The following is a 979-nucleotide window of genomic DNA, read 5'->3' as shown; positions in this document are numbered from 1 at the left end:
TTCGAATAAAAGGAGGCAGGGCTTTTAAACTTATGCTGTTTTCTTGGCGTGTGTTCAATAGATATTGTATTTTCTTTATCTGTTCGTCGTCAACGAATGAAATGACCGATGACTTAGGTATAAACTGACGTATTAAGCCATTGGTGTTTTCATTTGTGCCTCTTTGCCCGCTTTTATAAGGCTCTGCAAAGTATACGGTAGTGTTTAAATAATGCTCAATCGCATGATGATAATTAAATTTCACCTCATTATCAAAGGTGATGCTTTTAACCCTTTTTTAAATGGCGTTAGCAATTTTATTATCATATCTCTCGCTTCGGAGGTGGTACGTTGATTAAGGCGTCTAATGAGTACTAGTCCAGTTTTGTGCTCAACTAACGTCACCAATGCTTGCTTGTCTTTACGGCTAATAAAATCGTATCGTCCTCCCAATGTCCTCGCGTTTTCTGGCTTTCTACATAACTTGGACGTTGTTTAATTGGCCGTTTATATCGACGGTCTCCTTCTTTAATACTCAGCGCAATGCCGATAAGCTTTGCCCTTTCGTCTTAGAGGAGGTTTGAATTGTTCATAGCGCGCTTTATTTTGATAAAGGTAGTTATAGATTGATTGGACATTGACTTTCTTTAAACGTGCGGCAATCTGCTCTGGGCTGTAATAAAGTATGAGGTATTTTTCAACTTGACGCCATACCGAAGCCTCTATTGGCTTACCATTACCGCTGTTTTTTCGCCTTTCCCGAGCGAGTGTCACCGCCTCATGCGCTTGATAGGCTTGATTAGGTTTTGAATTTCTTTTTATCTCATGACTGATTGTCGAAGGATGTCTATTGAGTAGCTGGGCTATCTCTTTTTTATTCTTTCCGGCTTGTAATAATACGACAATCCGGTATCGTTCCTTCCTAGAAAGGTGATTATAATACATAGCAATCTCCAAACTGTGGTGGTGCGAAGGGGCTAGTATAAATCACCTTTCTACT

General features: G+C 39.7%; 2 protein-coding genes. Both read right to left on the bottom strand.

The genetic code is table 11. The features are described from left to right. The coding region (locus tag GQ594_RS11860) for an IS30 family transposase (protein ID WP_160413185.1) at positions 1 to 244 on the bottom strand (244 nt) is incomplete at its 3' end. Positions 245 to 507: 263 nt separating this feature from the next. Beyond that, entirely contained in the window at positions 508 to 924 is a 417-nt protein-coding gene (locus GQ594_RS11855; RefSeq protein ID WP_160413183.1) for a helix-turn-helix domain-containing protein, read from the bottom strand. Between the last annotated feature and the right edge of the window lie 55 nt (positions 925 to 979).

The organism is Gilliamella sp. Pra-s52, assembly GCF_009795805.1.
Classification (GTDB): domain Bacteria; phylum Pseudomonadota; class Gammaproteobacteria; order Enterobacterales; family Orbaceae; genus Gilliamella.
Note: the sequence above shows the minus strand (reverse complement) of the source record. Positions and strands in the feature narration are given on the sequence as shown.

What these genes read in the sequence shown, in the direction of transcription:
- GQ594_RS11855 (WP_160413183.1), bottom strand. Translation starts at nt 924, where the DNA reads ATGTATTATAATCACCTTTCTAGGAAGGAACGATACCGGATTGTCGTA.